Below are 16,037 nucleotides of genomic sequence, written 5' to 3'. Positions count from 1 at the left end.
CCCCCTCCCCGCGGAGTCTGGTGTTGCAGCGACACAGTCGGCCGTCCCCATGCCGGACCCCGAGGAGCCCTACGCCATGACCGCCGTGAACCCCGTCGAGAACGCAGTCGGCCGCCCCACTCCCGTCACCAACGCCACGCAGCTCCAGAAGCCCTCCGGGATGCCCGTCCACAAGTACGGCCAGTACGAGGCCGTGGACATCCCCGACCGCACGTGGCCGGAGAAGCGGATCACCCGGGCGCCCCGCTGGCTGTCCACCGACCTGCGCGACGGCAACCAGGCCCTGATCGACCCGATGTCCCCGCCACGCAAGCGCGAGATGTTCGATCTGCTCGTACGCATGGGCTACAAGGAGATCGAGGTCGGCTTCCCGTCCTCCGGTGACACCGACTTCAACTTCGTACGCTCGATCATCGAAGAGGGCGCGATCCCCGAGGACGTGACGATCTCCGTCCTGACGCAGGCCCGCGAGGACCTGATCGAGCGCACCGTGGAGTCCCTGCGCGGCGCCCACCGGGCCACCGTGCACCTGTACAACGCCACGGCGCCGACCTTCCGCCGAGTCGTCTTCCGAGGCTCCAAGGACGACATCAAGCAGATCGCCGTGGACGGCACCCGCCTGGTGATGGAGTACGCCGAGAAGATCCTCGGCCCGGAGACGATCTTCGGCTACCAGTACAGCCCGGAGATCTTCACCGACACCGAGCTGGACTTCGCCCTGGAGGTCTGCGAGGCCGTCTGCGACGTCTGGCAGCCGGAGGAGGGCCGGGAGATCATCCTGAACCTGCCCGCCACCGTGGAGCGCTCGACGCCGTCCACGCACGCGGACCGGTTCGAGTGGATGTCGCGCCACCTGACCCGTCGTGAGCACGTCTGCCTGTCGGTCCACCCGCACAACGACCGCGGCACCGCCGTCGCCGCCGCCGAACTGGCGATCATGGCGGGCGCGGACCGCATCGAGGGCTGCCTGTTCGGACAGGGTGAGCGCACCGGCAACGTCGACCTGGTCACGCTGGGCATGAACCTGTTCTCGCAGGGCGTCGACCCGCAGATCGACTTCTCGCAGATCGACGAGATCCGCCGCACGTCCGAGTACTGCAACCAGATGGAGGTCCACCCGCGCCACCCCTACGCGGGCGACCTGGTCTACACCGCCTTCTCCGGCTCCCACCAGGACGCCATCAAGAAGGGCTTCGACGCGATGGAGGCCGACGCGGCGGCGCTGGGCAGGACCGTCGACGACATCGAGTGGGCCGTGCCGTACCTGCCGATCGACCCGAAGGACGTCGGCCGCTCGTACGAGGCCGTCATCCGGGTCAACTCGCAGTCGGGCAAGGGCGGAATCGCCTACGTCCTGAAGAACGACCACAAGCTGGACCTGCCGCGCCGGATGCAGATCGAATTCTCCCGGATCATTCAGGCCAAGACCGATGCCGAGGGCGGCGAGGTCACACCGACGCAGATCTGGTCGACGTTCCAGGACGAGTACCTGCCCAACCCCGACAACGCCTGGGGACGCGTACAGATCCGCTCCGGCCAGACCACGACCGACACCGACGGCAAGGACACGCTCACCGTCGAGGCGACCGTCGACGGTACGGACACCGTGCTGACCGGCACCGGGAACGGCCCGATCTCCGCCTTCTTCGAAGCGCTGCAGGCCATCGGTATCGACGCCCGTCTGCTGGACTACACCGAGCACACGATGAGCGAGGGTGCGAGCGCCCAGGCCGCCTCGTACATCGAGTGCGCGATCGACGGCAAGGTGCTGTGGGGCATCGGTATCGACGCCAACACCACGCGCGCCTCGCTCAAGGCGGTCGTCTCCGCGGTCAACCGCGCGACGCGATGACCCTCGGCCGCCGTTCCGGTCCCCTGCGGACGAACGTGCGATAAGCCCCGTATCACCGTGGTTCCCGAACCCCGTTCACCTGCTCAGGGTGGGCGGGGTTCGGCCATCTCCGAGGGTTGTGACATCCGAGATGCTGACGTCACATCACGGGTGTGGCTAACATCACGTCCAACACGGCAATGTTGCCGGAGCGTTACGGAGGTGTGCGACGTGCGGTCAGCCAAAGGACAACGCGCCATAAGACTGCGCATCTACGGCATCCGCACCGTTTGGGACACCGTCGGTGACGGCGAGTTCTTCTGCCCCGGCTGCGGAGGCGACCGCAACTACCGGCGCCTCAGCGGACGTCGCCGTTTCGCCGTCCTCGGGGTGCCGCTGCTGCGGCGCGGCAGTGCCGGGCCCGTCGTCGAATGCGCCGTCTGCCGGGCGCACTTCCCGACCGACGCCCTCGACCACCCCACGACCACCCGGTTCTCCGCGATGCTCAGGGACGCCGTGCACACCGTCACCCTGGGCGTCCTCGCGGCCGGCGGCACCGGTTCCCGTACGGTCCTGGACACCGCGGTCGCCACCGTGCGCGACGCCGGCCTCGAGGACTGCACCGCGGAACAGCTCTCCATCATCGTCGAGGTGCTCGCCGCCGACACCGGGCACGGGCCGGGCTCCGACCCCGCGGCCGAGGCGTGCGGGGCGACCCTCGCCATCGAGCTGCACGAGGTGCTGAAGCCGCTCGCGCCCCATCTGGCCACGGCGGGGCGGGAGTCGGTGCTCCTCCAGGGGGCCAGGATCGCGCTCGCCGACGGGCCGTACAGCCCGGCGGAGCGGGAAGTGCTGACGACCGTGGGCAGCGCGCTGTCGTTGTGCGCGCAGGACACGGCGAGGCTGCTGGCGGCTGCGGCCCGCACACCCTCCTAGTACTCCCCGGGGAGTAGTCCGGGCCGTACGACACCCCCGGCAGTACCCGCGAAGCAGGCCCCTCGTGTGACGAATCGGCCCCTCCCGGCCGGGAGCCTGGACGTGAGCAGTTCACCGTCCAGAGGGGAGGGCCCACGTCATGGGGGCCGATACGGAAGTGAGTGGGACGAGAGCACGCCCGGGGGTGAGGCGGGCGCTGCCCTGGGTGGTCGTCGCGTTCTGGGTGGCGCTGATCGCGGTCGCCGGACCGTTCGCGGGCAAGCTCGGGGACGTACAGCGGGACCGGGCCGTCGACTACCTGCCGGCGAACGCCGACTCCACCCAGGTGGCGAAGATCCAGGACACGCTGCCCGGCGGCGAGTCCACCGACCTCGTCCTCGTCTACCACCGCGACAGCGGGCTGACGCCCGCCGACCGCGCCACGGCGGAGGAGCAGACCGCCGAGATCGCCGGCAGCCACGTGCTCGGCGCCACGCCCCGGGGCGTTCCGTCCGAGGACGGCACGACGCTGATGTACGCGGTCTCCTCGACCGAGCCCGGACAGGACGAGGAGGCCAGGACGGCCTTCGTCGCCGAGATCCGCGGGACCGCCCACGGCGGCGGCGGACTGGACGTGGAGGTCGGCGGCCCCGGGGCGCTGATCTCGGACGCCCAGGAGGTCTACGGCTCGCTCGGCGGGCCGCTGCTCTACACGACCGTCGCCGTCGTCGCGATCCTGCTGATCCTGATCTACCGCAGCCCGTTCCTCTGGCTGGTGCCCCTCGTCGTCGCGGGCATGGCCGACTTCCTGTCGATGGCCGTCGCGTACGGACTCAACCGGGGCTTCGACGTCACGGTCAGCGGCCAGAGCTCCGGCGTGATGACGATCCTGGTCTTCGGCGCGGGCACCGACTACGCACTGCTCCTCGTCGCCCGGTACCGCGAGGAACTGGGCCGCTTCGCCCGGCCGTACGACGCCATGGCCGCCGCCCTACGCGGCTGCGGCCCGGCCGTCGTCGCCTCGTCCGGGACCGTCGCCGCGGGGCTGCTCTGCCTGATGGCCGCCGACCTCAACAGCAGCCGCGGCATGGGCCCCATCGCGGCCGTCGGCGTGCTCTGCGCCCTGCTCGCGATGACGACCCTGCTGCCCGCCCTCCTGGTGCTGCTGGGCCGCCGCGTCTTCTGGCCGGTCGTGCCCGCGTACGGGAGCGTGCCCAAGGGGCGCCGTTCGCTGTTCGCCGCGATGGGCGGCTCCGCCGGGCGCAGGCCCGTCGCGGTGCTCGTCTCCGGAGGCGTCCTGCTGGGCGCGCTGTCCCTGGGCGCCTTCGCCCTGCCCGGTGACCTCAAGCAGGAGGACTTCTTCACCAGCAAGCCGGACTCGATCGCGGCCATGGAGACGCTCGGCGCCGCCTACCCCGACAGCGGAACCCAGCCGCTCACCGTGATCGCGCCCACCGACCGGGCCGACGAGACCCTGGCGGAGGCCCGCGGCACCGAAGGCGTCGTCTCCGCCGAACGGGGGCGCAGCGGCGGCGGCTGGACCGAACTGTCCGTCGTCCCCCGGGACCGGCCCGAGTCGCCGGGGGAGCGGGCCACCATCGAGGCCCTGCGCGGCGCTCTGGACGGCAGCCACGTCGGCGGGCCCAGCGCCCAGCAGCTGGACCTGGAGGAGACCAACGCCCGCGACCTGAAGATCGTCGTGCCGCTCGTCATCCTCTCCGTGCTGCTGATCCTCGTCGTGCTGCTGCGCAGCCTGATCGCCCCGCTGATGCTCGTCGCCGCGGTCGTCGCCGTCTGGGGAGCCTCGCTCGGCATCGCCGGACTCGTCTTCGAACCGCTCCTCGGGTTCGAGGGCACCGATCCGGGACTCCCGCTGCTCTCCTTCGTCTTCCTGGTGGCCCTCGGTGTCGACTACGGCATCTTCCTGATGCACCGCATGCGGGAGGAGGCCCTCTCCGGGGCCGGGCCGACGGACGCGGCGCTCACCGCGCTGCGGACCACGGGTGCGGTGATCGCCTCGGCGGGACTGGTGCTCGCGGCGACCTTCGGAGTGCTGATGAGCATGCCGATGGTGGCGCTGGCCGAACTGGGCTTCGTCATCGCGGTCGGCGTGCTGCTCGACACCTTCCTGGTCCGTACGTACCTGGTCACCTCGGCGAGCGTGGCCCTGGGGCGCAGGGTGTGGTGGCCCGGCGCGCTCAGCCGGAAACCCCCGGCCGCCGGGCCGGAGGCACCCCGGGAACCGGAACTCGTGGCGACCCACTGACGGGGCCCGTACCCATGCCGGAGGATGGCGGCGTGTCCGCACCCCGAACCGCACGCCGCAGCGAGCGCGTCCTGGCCGTCGTCAACCGCGACCCCATGGCCGCTCCGCACAAGCTGCGCACCGACGCCCTCGTTGCCGGGGGCGCCGGTGCGCTCTCCGTCGTGCTCGCCCTCGTCACCGACGACGGGCGGGCACCCGACGCGCTCGGCTGGGCCCTGCTGCTGACCAGCGCCGCCCTGCTGGTGTGGCGGCGCAAGAGCCCGGTCCTCGTCCTGCTGGCGATGATCCCGGTCCTCATGACGTACCACGGGCTCGACAACGCGCACTCGGGGCCGATGCCGCAGACCTTCATCGCGCTCTACACCGTGGCGGTGACCGGCAGGCCCCTGCGCACCCTGCTGACCGGCGCGGTCGCGCTCGGCGCCATGGTGTCCGTGGTCAGCAGCATCGACACCCATCAGGGACTCGAACTGCTGCGGATCTCCGGCTGGATCGCCGCCGTGCTGTTCTGCGGTGTCGACGTGCGGATCTACCGCCAGTACGTCGCCTCGATGGTCGAGCGCGCCGAACGGGCCGAACGCACCCGCGAGGAGGAGGCCGGCCGCCGGGTCGCCGAGGAGCGGCTGCGGATCGCCCGTGATCTGCACGATCTGCTGGCCCACAGCATCACCGTGATCGGGGTGCAGACCGCGGTGGCCTCGCACATCCTGACCGTCGACCCGGAGCGGCTGGACCGGGAGGCGGTCGCCAGGTCCCTCGACGACATCGCCGGGACCTGCCGGGAGGCCCGCGCCGAACTGCGCACCACGCTCCAGGTCCTGCGCGCGGGCTCGGACGAGAGCGACGGGCCGCTGCCGGACCTGGCCGCACTGCCGGGACTCGTCAGGGCCGCCGAGGCGGCCGGGGCGCAGGTGGATCTCTCGGTACGGACCCCGGAGGGCCGGCTCGCCCCCGCGACGGGGGCTGCGGCCTACCGGATCGTGCAGGAGTCCCTCACCAACGCCGTACGGCACGCGGGACCCGGCGTACGGATCACGGTCGCCGTCGCCCCCGAGCCCCGGGGCCCCGCCCTGCGGGTGACGGTCACCGACGACGGCGCGGGCCCCCAGGAGAGCGGTCAGGGGCCGGGGTTCGGCATCGTGGGGATGCGCGAGCGGGCCCGCAGCACCGGCGGCACGCTGACGGCGGGGCCGCGCCCCGGCGGCGGGTTCGAGGTCGCGGCGGTGCTCCCGTTCCAGGACGCCGCCGCGGCGGCCGACGAGGACCTGGCGGTACGCGGGGTGGCGCCGTGATCCGGGTCCTGCTCGCCGACGACCAGACGCTCGTCAGGGCCGCCTTCGCCATGCTCGTCGGCTCCGACCCCGGCATGACGGTCGTCGGCCAGGCGGCCAACGGCATCGAGGCGGTCGACATGGCCCGCAGCGAACGGGCCGACCTCGTCGTCATGGACATCCGGATGCCCGACCTCGACGGCATCGAGGCCACCCGCCGCATCGTCGCGGACGAGGACCTCGCGGGGGTGAAGGTGCTGGTCCTGACGACGTACGACACCGACGAGCACATCGTCGAGGCGCTCCGCGCGGGCGCTTCGGGCTTCCTGGTCAAGGACACCAGGCCGGCCGAGCTCCTCGCCGCCATCACCACGGTGGCCGCGGGCGAGGCCCTCCTCTCGCCCGGCCCGACGGCCCGGCTGATCGCCCGCGTGCTGAGCGCCCCCACCGCGCCCGCCGCGGGCGGCGGAGGCGGCCCGGACTGCCTCACGGACCGGGAACGCCAGGTGCTCGGCCTCGTCGCCCGCGGCCTCAACAACACCGAGATCGCCGAGAGCCTGGGGCTCAGCCCGCTCACCGCGAAGACCCACGTCAGCCGGATCATGGGCAAACTGGGCGCCCGGGACCGCGCCCAGCTGGTCATCGTGGCGTACGAGTCCGGGCTCGTCGTCCCGGCCTCGGGCGCCGAAGGCGGCGGAGAACGATGACCGAGGCCGGCCGGGACCCCGGGTGGGCGACAATGGACGCATGAGCTTGTTCCGGGACGACGGCGTCGTGCTGCGTACGCAGAAACTGGGCGAGGCCGACCGGATCATCACGATCCTGACCCGCGGCCACGGCCGGGTCCGTGCCGTCGCACGGGGCGTGCGGCGCACCAAGTCCAAATTCGGGGCGAGGCTCGAACCCTTCTCCCATGTGGACGTGCAGTTCTTCGCGCGCGGCAGCGAACTGGTCGGCCGCGGCCTTCCCCTGTGCACCCAGAGCGAGACGATCGCTCCGTACGGCGGCGGCATCGTCGCCGACTACGCCCGCTACACGGCGGGCACCGCGATGCTGGAGACGGCCGAACGGTTCACCGACCACGAGGGCGAGCCCGCGGTCCAGCAGTACCTGCTCCTCGTGGGCGGGCTGCGCACCCTCTCCCGGGCGGAGCACGCACCCAACCTCATCCTCGACGCGTTCCTGCTGCGTTCCCTCGCGGTCAACGGCTACGCACCCAGCTTCGAGGACTGCGCGAAGTGCGGAATGCCCGGTCCGAACCGGTTCTTCTCCGTCGCGGCGGGCGGCGTCATATGCGGCGACTGCCGGGTGCCCGGCAGCGTCGTACCCTCAGCTGAGGCCGTCGCACTACTGAGCGCGCTGCTCACCGGTGACTGGGAGACGGCGGACGCGTGCGAGGCGCGTCATGTCAGGGAGGGGAGCGGACTGGTGTCCGCCTATCTGCACTGGCATCTGGAGCGGGGACTGCGCTCGCTGCGGTACGTAGAGAAGTGACACAGGGAGACGAAGAAGCTCATGGCAGTACGCGGGATCCTCGGCGGTCGTAACCGGCGCACATTCAAGACCCCCGAGCCGCACCCCTCCGGCGCCACACCCCCGAAGATCCCCGGGGAGCTGGTGCCCAAGCACGTCGCCGTCGTGATGGACGGCAACGGCCGCTGGGCCAAGGAACGCGGCCTCCCGCGCACCGAGGGCCACAAGGTCGGCGAGGGCGTCGTCATGGACGTCCTCAAGGGCTGTATCGAGATGGGCGTCAAGAACCTCTCGCTGTACGCGTTCTCCACCGAGAACTGGAAGCGCTCGCCCGACGAAGTGAAGTTCCTGATGAACTTCAACCGGGACGTCATCCGCCGCCGCCGCGACGAGATGGACGAGCTGGGCATCCGCATCCGCTGGGTGGGCCGCATGCCGAAGCTGTGGAAGTCCGTCGTCCAGGAGCTCCAGGTCGCCCAGGAGCAGACGAAGGACAACGACAAGATGACGCTGTACTTCTGCGTCAACTACGGCGGCCGGGCCGAGATCGCCGACGCCGCGCAGCGCATCGCGCAGGACGTGGCGGCCGGGAAGCTCGACCCGTCGAAGGTCAACGAGAAGACGTTCGCGAAGTACATCTACTACCCGGACATGCCGGACGTGGACCTCTTCGTGCGGCCCAGCGGCGAGCAGCGCACGTCCAACTACCTGATCTGGCAGAGCGCGTACGCGGAGATGGTCTTCCAGGACGTCCTGTGGCCGGACTTCGACCGCCGCGACCTGTGGCGGGCCTGCCTGGAGTACGCGCAGCGCGACCGGCGCTTCGGCGGTGCGGTGGAGGCGGGAACCGCCGAGGGCCCGGCCGTCTGACCCTGGCGTTACGCTCCCACCCCATGACACATGGGGTGGGACGGGACGCGCGGACACGGGGCCGCGGGTGCGCCGGGGCGGTGCTGCAGGTGGGGGCGCTGGGACTCGCCGTGCTGAGCTTCGGCGGCACCATCGAGATGGAGACGTTCCCGGGGCTGCACCAGAACCGCGCTCCCGTGGTGGCCTTGCTCTGCGCCATCGCCGCCCTGCTGCTCGTCGCCGGAGCGGCCGTCGGCGGCCGGCGGGCGCGGGCGGGGCTGGTCGTGGCCGTCTGCGTCGGCGGGCTGCTCGTCTGGCGCCTGAGCTGCCTCGCGCCGATGCTGCACTGCTGGTCCTACGACAGTGTGGCGCGCGAGGACGACGGCTCGTACCGCTGCGTCGACCGCGGGGACATGCTGCCGGACGGACCGGCCGGCTGACGGGCCCGCCCGTGCCGGGTCAGCTCTTCGCGGCGGTCGCCGCGCACTCCGCGCAGGTCCCGAAGATCTCCACGGTGTGGGCCACGTTCACATAGCCGTGCTGGGCGGCGATCGTCTCCGCCCACTGCTCCACGGCGGGGCCCTCGACCTCGACGGCCTTGCCGCACATCCGGCACACCAGGTGATGGTGGTGGTCGCCCGTCGAGCACCGGCGGTAGACCGCCTCGCCCTCGGTGGTGCGCAGTACGTCGACCTCGCCCGCGTCGGCGAGGGACTGCAGGGTGCGGTAGACCGTGGTCAGCCCGACCGAGTCACCGCGGTGCTTGAGTACGTCGTGCAGCTCCTGGGCGCTGCGGAACTCGTCCACCTCGTCGAGCGCCGCCGCGACCGCCGCCCGCTGCCGGGTCGACCGGCCGCGTACCGGCGCTGCGTTCGTGCCACTGATCGGCGCCGTCACAGCTGCCTCCTCGTGTCGCCCGTACATGTGTCGGGCCATTGTGCCAGCCCGCCCCGGGTCCACGGTCACACCCGGACGTCGTCCGGCTCCTCGGGGACGGCCGGAGCGGCGGCCCTCACCTCAAGGGTGCACTCCGCCCTGCTCGCCTCGGTGGCCCGGGCCCGGCGCCGTGCCAGCGGTGCGGCGAGCGCGGTGAGCACGACGAACACGGCGATGGCCAGCAGCACGATCGTCGCGCCGGGCGGGACGTCCTGGTAGTACGAGGTCACGGTTCCGGCCAGGGTGACCGCCGTACCGGTGACCACCGCCAGGACGAAGGTCACCTTGAAGGACTTCGAGATCTGCTGGGCCGCCGCGACCGGCACCACCATGAGCGCGCTGACGAGCAGCAGCCCGACGACCCGCATGGCGACGGTGACCGTGACGGCCGCCGTCACCGCGACCAGGAGGTTCAGCGCCCGTACCGGCAGCCCGGTGACCCGGGCGAACTCCTCGTCCTGGCTGACCGCGAACAGCTGCCGCCGCAGCCCCACGGTCACCAGCACCACGAAGGCGGCCAGTACGCAGATGGCGGTCACGTCCTCCTCGGAGACCGTCGACAGCGAGCCGAAGAGGTACGAGGTGAGGTTGGCGTTGGACCCGGTGTCGGAGAGGTTGATCAGCAGGACACCGCCCGCCATACCGCCGTAGAAGAGCATGGCCAGCGCGATGTCGCCGCGCGTGTGTCCGTACCAGCGGATCAGTTCCATGACGATCGCGCCGGCGACGGCGACGGCGGTGGCCATCCACACGGGGCTCGTGGAGAGCAGGAAGCCGAGACCGACACCGGTCATCGCGATGTGTCCGATGCCGTCGCCCATCAGGGCCTGACGCCGCTGCACCAGGAAGATGCCGATGGCCGGGGCGGTGATGCCGACGAGCACGGCGGCGATGAGGGCGCGCTGCATGAAGGCGGGTTCGAGGAATTCCAGCATGATCAGCTCAGCAGTCCCGTCCGGACGGGCTCGGAAGCCGCGTGGGGGTGTACGTGGTCGTGGCCGGGCAGCGCGTGCTGGCCCAGGGCCTCGGGGGGCGGCCCGTCGTGCATCACGCAGCCGTCGCGCAGGACGATCGCGCGGTCGATCAGCGGCTCCAGGGGGCCGAGCTCGTGCAGGACGAGCAGGACGGAGGCGCCGACGGCGACCTGCCTGCGCAGCGTCCCGGCCAGGATCTCCTGGCTGGCCAGGTCCACTCCGGCCATCGGCTCGTCCATGATCAGCAGCTCGGGTTCGGCGGCCAGCGCCCGCGCGATCAGCACCCGCTGGTGCTGCCCGCCCGAGAGCGCGCTCACCGAGTCCTTGGCCCGGTCGGCGAGGCCGACGAGCTCGATGGCCCGGTCGACGGCCTCCCGGTCCGCCTTGCGGGGCAGCCTCAGCTTCGTACGGGACAGGCGCCCGGAGGCGACGACTTCGCGGACGGTGGCGGGGACGCCGCCGGCCGCCGTCGTGCGCTGCGGTACGTAGCCGATGCGGGCCCACTGGCGGAAGCGGCGCAGCTCGGTGCCGAAGAGCTCGACGGTGCCACCGGTGAGCGGGACCTGCCCGATCGCGGAGCGCACGGCCGTGGACTTGCCCGAACCGTTGGCGCCGAGCAGGGCCACGACCTCACCGCGGTGCACGGTGAGGTCGACGCCCCGCAGCACGGGGCGCGAGCCGAGCGTGGCCGTGGCGCCGCGCAGGCGGATCACGGGATCGGGTGTGGTGCTCTCGGGCTGCGGCATGAACGCCTCCGGTGCTGCTGAGGACGGTACGGGTGTTACGTCGGTCACTTCGCGCCGAGGGCCTTCTGGAGCGCGGCCAGGTTGGACTTCATGACCTCGATGTAGTCAGCGCCCTTGGACTGCTCCGTGATTCCCTCCAGCGGATCCAGGACGTCCGTCTTCAGGCCGGTGTCCTGGGCGACGGTCTTCGCGGTCTTGTCGCTGGCGAGCGTCTCGAAGAACACGGTGGTGGCCTTGTTCTCCTTCGCCACGGTGTGGATCTCCTTGATCCGGGCCGGGCTGGGCTCGGCCTCGGGGTCGATGCCGGCGATGCCCTCCTGGGTCAGGCCGTAGCGCTCGGCGAGGTATCCGAAGGCGGAGTGGGTGGTGATGAACGTCTTGGTCGACGTGTCCTTCAGACCCGTCTCGAAGGACGTGTTCAGCGCGCCCAGCTTGTCGACCAGGGCGTCGGTGTTCTTCGCGTAGTCCGTGGCGTGGTCCGGGTCGGCCTTCTCCAGGGACTTCCCGACACCCTTGGCGACCTCGGCGTACTTCACCGGGTCCAGCCAGATGTGCGGGTCGGCGCCGGCCTCGTGCTCGTGGCCGTGCTCGTCCTCGTGGCCGTGCTCGTCGCCCCCGACCTCCGCCCCGTGGTCCTCCAGCGAGGTCAGCGTCGCCGCGTCGACGGTGTTTTGGACGCCTGCCTGGGTGACGGCGTCGTCGACGGCGGGCTGGATGCCCTTGAGGTAGAGGATGTAGTCCGCGTCGCCGAGGCCGCCGATCTGGCGCGGGGTGAGCTCCAGGTCGTGGGGCTCGACACCGGGCTTGGTGAGGCTCTCGACGGAGACGTGGTCCCCGCCTATCTCCTCGGCCAGGAACTGCATCGGGTAGAAGGACGTGACCACGTTCAGCTTGTCGCCGTTCTTGCTGTCCGCGGCGTCGGACGTGGAGCAGGCGGAGAGGGCGGTGAGGCCGAGGGCGACTGCTCCGGCGACGGCTGCGGTGGGTATGAGGCGACGTACGTTCATGACAGTCATTTTCAACAATCATGGAAACGATTGTCAACAAGCCGGATGAGATGCTCGCCACGTAGGGCGCGGACCGCCGGTACCGCCCACCGATTTGATCCGGGGGGTGCGCCCGCCGGTAATCTGGAGCATTAGCCCGCCCGTCTCCTGAGCTCCACCCCCCACCGAGGCGCGCTTCGCGCCGCTCCTGTCCAATTTCGCCGTCGTAATGAAGAGAGCACCGTGGCCGCCGACAAGATCGACACCATCGTCAGCCTGAGCAAGCGCCGTGGCTTCGTCTACCCCTGCAGTGAGATCTACGGTGGCTCCAAGGCCGCCTGGGACTACGGGCCGCTGGGTGTCGAACTCAAGGAGAACATCAAGCGTCAGTGGTGGCGCTCCATGGTCACCGCGCGCGAGGACATCGTCGGTCTCGACTCCTCGGTGATCCTGGCGTCCGAGGTCTGGGAGGCGTCCGGTCACCTGGCGACCTTCTCGGACCCGCTGACCGAGTGCACTTCCTGCCACAAGCGTTACCGCGCGGACCACCTGGAAGAGGCGTACGAGGCCAAGCACGGCCGCCTGCCCGCCAACGGTCTCGCCGACATCAACTGCCCGAACTGCGGCAACAAGGGCCAGTTCACCGAGCCCAAGCAGTTCTCCGGCATGCTGCAGACCCACCTCGGCCCGACCCAGGACGCCGGCTCCGCCGCGTACCTGCGTCCCGAGACCGCCCAGGGCATCTTCACCAACTTCGCCCAGGTGCAGGTGACTTCGCGCAAGAAGCCGCCGTTCGGTATCGCGCAGATCGGCAAGTCCTTCCGGAACGAGATCACTCCGGGCAACTTCATCTTCCGCACCCGCGAGTTCGAGCAGATGGAGATGGAGTTCTTCGTCAAGCCGGGCGAGGACGAGGAGTGGCAGCAGTACTGGATGGACCAGCGCTGGAGCTGGTACACCGGTCTGGGCCTGCGCGAGGAGAACATGCGCTGGTTCGACCACCCCAAGGACAAGCTGTCGCACTACTCGAAGCGCACCGCGGACATCGAGTACCGCTTCAACTTCGGCGGCAACGAGTTCTCCGAGCTCGAAGGCGTGGCCAACCGCACCGACTACGACCTCAAGGCGCACTCCAAGGCGTCGGGTCACGACCTCACCTTCTTCGACCAGGAGGCCGGTGAGCGCTGGACCCCGTACGTCATCGAGCCGGCGGCCGGCGTCAACCGCGCCATGCTCGCCTTCATGCTCGACGCCTACATCGAGGACGAGGCGCCGAACGCCAAGGGCGTCATGGAGAAGCGCACCGTGATGCGCCTCGACCCGCGCCTGGCGCCGGTCAAGGTCGCGGTCCTGCCGCTGTCCCGGAACCCGCAGCTGTCGCCGAAGGCCAAGGGCCTCGCCACCGACCTGCGGCAGAACTGGAACATCGAGTTCGACGACGCGGGCGCCATCGGCCGCCGTTACCGCCGCCAGGACGAGATCGGTACGCCGTTCTGCGTCACCGTCGACTTCGACACCCTCGACGACAACGCGGTGACCGTGCGCGAGCGCGACACCATGAAGCAGGAGCGCGTCTCCCTGGACCAGATCCAGGCGTACCTGGGTGCGCGACTGCTCGGCTGCTGACATTTCGCACGCCTGAACGGGCGAAGCCCCCGGTTCCCCGTACGGGACCGGGGGCTTCGTTGCACACTGGGCGCACCCGTCCACAGGAGGCCAGGATGCCGTCCATGACCACGAGCAAGGTCAGCAGGTGGGACGGCCACGGCCGTGAACACGTCGTCCACGTCAGCAAGTCGGGCATGCAGCGCCAGCTGAGCTGCGAGACCTGCGGCTGGCGCAAGGGCGCGCAGTTCCTGCCGTGGCTGAAGGCCCAGGAGCACCTTGCCGAGGCCCACCAGGCGACCGTGGACCCGACCGCCTGAAAAGTGGGTGCCGTGGCCATCGGAGCCGGGGTACCGTTTCCGGCATGTCTTCGTTCTTCCAGATCTACGAGTGAGAGCGCGGCGGGACTGACCCCCCGCCGCCCATCGGATCGATCCCTGATCACTGCAGACCTCACTTCTCACCACGAATGGGAGAACCCCGTGGCAAAGAGCCGGAACAACCTTCTCGGTGTGGGCGGACAGCGCAAGAAGCTGTCCCGCGCCGAACAGCAGGGCGCTGGCCCCTCGCGCAACGCCGACCGTCAGACCGCCGAGGAGAAGAAGCAGGAGCTGGTGCGCAAGATGCGTGAGCGCGCCCAGTCCGCCGCCGCCTCCTCGGACGACTCCGCGGACCAGGACGCGCCGGCCCAGAGCTGACGCCTCCTCCCCACCCGTACGACCGCGGGCCCGGATCACCTGGTGATCCGGGCCCGCACCCGTATCCGGGCCCGGCCCGTCGTCCCGGCCGCCGGTGGTACTTTCGCGGTACGCGACAATGGGTGAATGACCACGCTCGCCCCCGCGCCCCCGCTGCTCCGGATCGGCCCGCACACCGTGCAGCCGCCGGTGGTGCTCGCCCCCATGGCCGGCATCACCAACGCCCCCTTCCGCACCCTGTGCCGGGAGTTCTCCGGGGGCAAGGGGCTGTTCGTCAGCGAGATGATCACCACGCGGGCACTGGTCGAGCGCAACGAGAAGACCATGCAGCTGATCCACTTCGACGCGAGCGAGACCCCGCGCTCCATCCAGCTGTACGGAGTGGACCCGGTCACCGTCGGCAAGGCGGTCCGGATGATCGTCGACGAGAACCTCGCCGACCACATCGACCTGAACTTCGGCTGCCCGGTGCCCAAGGTCACCCGCAAGGGCGGCGGCTCCGCGCTCCCGTACAAGCGGCCCCTGCTGCGGGCGATCCTCAACCAGGCCGTGTCCAATGCCGGCGACCTCCCGGTCACCATCAAGATGCGCAAGGGCATCGACGACGACCACATCACGTTCCTGGACGCGGGCCGGATCGCCGTCGAGGAGGGCGTGACGGCCGTCGCCCTGCACGGCAGGACCGCGGCCCAGCACTACGGCGGCACGGCCGACTGGGAGGCCATCGCGCGCCTCAAGGAGCACGTCCCGGAGATCCCCGTCCTCGGCAACGGCGACATCTGGTGCGCGGACGACGCCCTGCGGATGATGCGTGAGACCGGCTGTGACGGCGTCGTGGTCGGCCGGGGCTGCCTGGGCCGCCCCTGGCTCTTCGGCGACCTCGTGAGCGCCTTCGAGGGCACGGAGACGCGCCGGGCGCCCGGCCTCCGGGAGGTCGCGGACGTGATGCTGCGGCACGCGACGCTGCTGGGGGAGTGGATCGGCGACGAGACCCGTGGCGTGATCGACTTCCGTAAGCACGTGGCCTGGTACCTCAAGGGGTTCGCGGTGGGCTCCGAGATGCGCAAGAAGCTCGCCGTCACCTCTTCGCTGGAGGAGCTCGGCGGCCAGCTGCACGAACTGGACCTGGACCAGCCGTGGCCGGACGGCGCGGACGGGCCGCGCGGGCGCACCTCGGGCAACAACCGGGTGGTGCTCCCGGACGGCTGGCTGAAGGACCCCTACGACTGCGCCGGTGTGAGCGCGGACGCGGAGCTGGACACCTCGGGCGGCTGAGCGTTCCCGGCCCCCGGAGCGGGTTCCGCGGGAGTGCCTCGGCGCTTCCGCGGGACCCGTTTCGCATGTCGGAGGGCCGGGCACCGAGTGCCCCGTATCCGATTGCTCATCTGAGCGGCTGTTTCGAAGAGATACGACGAGATTTCCCTGTCGGTCTCACGCTCCGCACCGGTGTTCTCGGCTTTGGGTGACCGGTCGGTGCCCATATGACG

General features: G+C 70.6%; 16 protein-coding genes. 12 read left to right on the top strand and 4 right to left on the bottom strand.

The window, feature by feature from the left end; translation table 11 throughout:
• Positions 1–76: 76 nt before the first annotated feature.
• The 8 genes from leuA to OG230_RS11450 all read left to right on the top strand — a co-directional run bounded on the left by leuA (position 77) and on the right by OG230_RS11450 (position 9,045).
• Positions 77–1,852 carry a 2-isopropylmalate synthase gene (gene leuA / locus OG230_RS11485; protein WP_328910075.1) on the top strand — a complete coding sequence of 592 codons (1,776 nt, stop codon included), beginning with the start codon at positions 77–79 and terminating at the stop codon, positions 1,850–1,852.
• A gap of 210 nt (positions 1,853–2,062) precedes the next feature.
• Entirely contained in the window at positions 2,063–2,767 is a 705-nt protein-coding gene (locus OG230_RS11480) for a tellurite resistance TerB family protein (RefSeq protein ID WP_328910074.1), read from the top strand.
• 139 nt (positions 2,768–2,906) lie between these two features.
• Positions 2,907–5,012: an MMPL family transporter gene (locus OG230_RS11475; protein WP_328910073.1), complete on the top strand. Its 2,106-nt coding sequence runs from the start codon at positions 2,907–2,909 to the stop codon at positions 5,010–5,012.
• A 14-nt stretch (positions 5,013–5,026) separates the two neighbouring features.
• Positions 5,027–6,304 carry a sensor histidine kinase gene (locus tag OG230_RS11470; RefSeq protein WP_328910072.1) on the top strand — a complete coding sequence of 426 codons (1,278 nt, stop codon included), beginning with the start codon at positions 5,027–5,029 and terminating at the stop codon, positions 6,302–6,304.
• On the top strand, positions 6,301–6,990 hold the full coding sequence (locus tag OG230_RS11465; RefSeq protein WP_328910071.1) for a response regulator transcription factor: 690 nt from the start codon (positions 6,301–6,303) through the stop codon (positions 6,988–6,990). The genes OG230_RS11470 and OG230_RS11465 overlap by 4 nt, the downstream gene beginning before the upstream one ends.
• Positions 6,991–7,030: 40 nt before the next feature.
• Positions 7,031–7,777, top strand: coding sequence for a DNA repair protein RecO (gene recO, locus OG230_RS11460; RefSeq protein ID WP_328910070.1), 747 nt, complete (start codon positions 7,031–7,033; stop codon positions 7,775–7,777).
• Between the two features lie 21 nt (positions 7,778–7,798).
• On the top strand, positions 7,799–8,626 hold the full coding sequence (locus tag OG230_RS11455; protein WP_328910069.1) for an isoprenyl transferase: 828 nt from the start codon (positions 7,799–7,801) through the stop codon (positions 8,624–8,626).
• 23 nt (positions 8,627–8,649) lie between these two features.
• Positions 8,650–9,045: a hypothetical protein gene (locus OG230_RS11450; RefSeq protein ID WP_328910068.1), complete on the top strand. Its 396-nt coding sequence runs from the start codon at positions 8,650–8,652 to the stop codon at positions 9,043–9,045.
• A 19-nt stretch (positions 9,046–9,064) separates the two neighbouring features.
• Here OG230_RS11450 and OG230_RS11445 read toward each other — a convergent pair whose 3' ends face one another.
• From OG230_RS11445 to OG230_RS11430, 4 genes are all read right to left on the bottom strand, one after another.
• The gene (locus tag OG230_RS11445; protein ID WP_328910067.1) at positions 9,065–9,502 is read right to left on the bottom strand and encodes a Fur family transcriptional regulator; all 438 of its coding nucleotides are present in this window, start codon (positions 9,500–9,502) and stop codon (positions 9,065–9,067) included.
• A gap of 65 nt (positions 9,503–9,567) precedes the next feature.
• Positions 9,568–10,479 carry a metal ABC transporter permease gene (locus OG230_RS11440; protein WP_328911372.1) on the bottom strand — a complete coding sequence of 304 codons (912 nt, stop codon included), beginning with the start codon at positions 10,477–10,479 and terminating at the stop codon, positions 9,568–9,570.
• Positions 10,479–11,261 (bottom strand): metal ABC transporter ATP-binding protein, encoded by a 783-nt coding sequence (locus tag OG230_RS11435; protein WP_328910066.1) that lies wholly within the window; start codon positions 11,259–11,261, stop codon positions 10,479–10,481. The genes OG230_RS11440 and OG230_RS11435 overlap by 1 nt, the downstream gene beginning before the upstream one ends.
• A 44-nt stretch (positions 11,262–11,305) precedes the next feature.
• On the bottom strand, positions 11,306–12,268 hold the full coding sequence (locus OG230_RS11430; RefSeq protein ID WP_328910065.1) for a metal ABC transporter substrate-binding protein: 963 nt from the start codon (positions 12,266–12,268) through the stop codon (positions 11,306–11,308).
• 222 nt (positions 12,269–12,490) lie between these two features.
• Between OG230_RS11430 and OG230_RS11425 the strand changes: the two genes are divergently transcribed.
• The 4 genes from OG230_RS11425 to dusB all read left to right on the top strand — a co-directional run bounded on the left by OG230_RS11425 (position 12,491) and on the right by dusB (position 15,825).
• Entirely contained in the window at positions 12,491–13,873 is a 1,383-nt protein-coding gene (locus OG230_RS11425; RefSeq protein WP_328910064.1) for a glycine--tRNA ligase, read from the top strand.
• A gap of 95 nt (positions 13,874–13,968) precedes the next feature.
• Positions 13,969–14,172 carry a hypothetical protein gene (locus OG230_RS11420; RefSeq protein ID WP_328910063.1) on the top strand — a complete coding sequence of 68 codons (204 nt, stop codon included), beginning with the start codon at positions 13,969–13,971 and terminating at the stop codon, positions 14,170–14,172.
• A gap of 162 nt (positions 14,173–14,334) precedes the next feature.
• A complete protein-coding gene (locus OG230_RS11415) occupies positions 14,335–14,550 on the top strand; it encodes a DUF6243 family protein (protein ID WP_328910062.1) in 216 nt (71 codons plus the stop codon).
• Between the two features lie 126 nt (positions 14,551–14,676).
• Positions 14,677–15,825, top strand: a complete 1,149-nt coding sequence (gene dusB / locus OG230_RS11410) for a tRNA dihydrouridine synthase DusB (protein WP_328910061.1) — start codon at positions 14,677–14,679, stop codon at positions 15,823–15,825.
• The last annotated feature ends 212 nt before the right edge of the window (positions 15,826–16,037 follow it).

This window comes from Streptomyces sp. NBC_00234, assembly GCF_036195325.1.
Taxonomy (GTDB): domain Bacteria; phylum Actinomycetota; class Actinomycetes; order Streptomycetales; family Streptomycetaceae; genus Streptomyces.
Note: the sequence above shows the minus strand (reverse complement) of the source record. Positions and strands in the feature narration are given on the sequence as shown.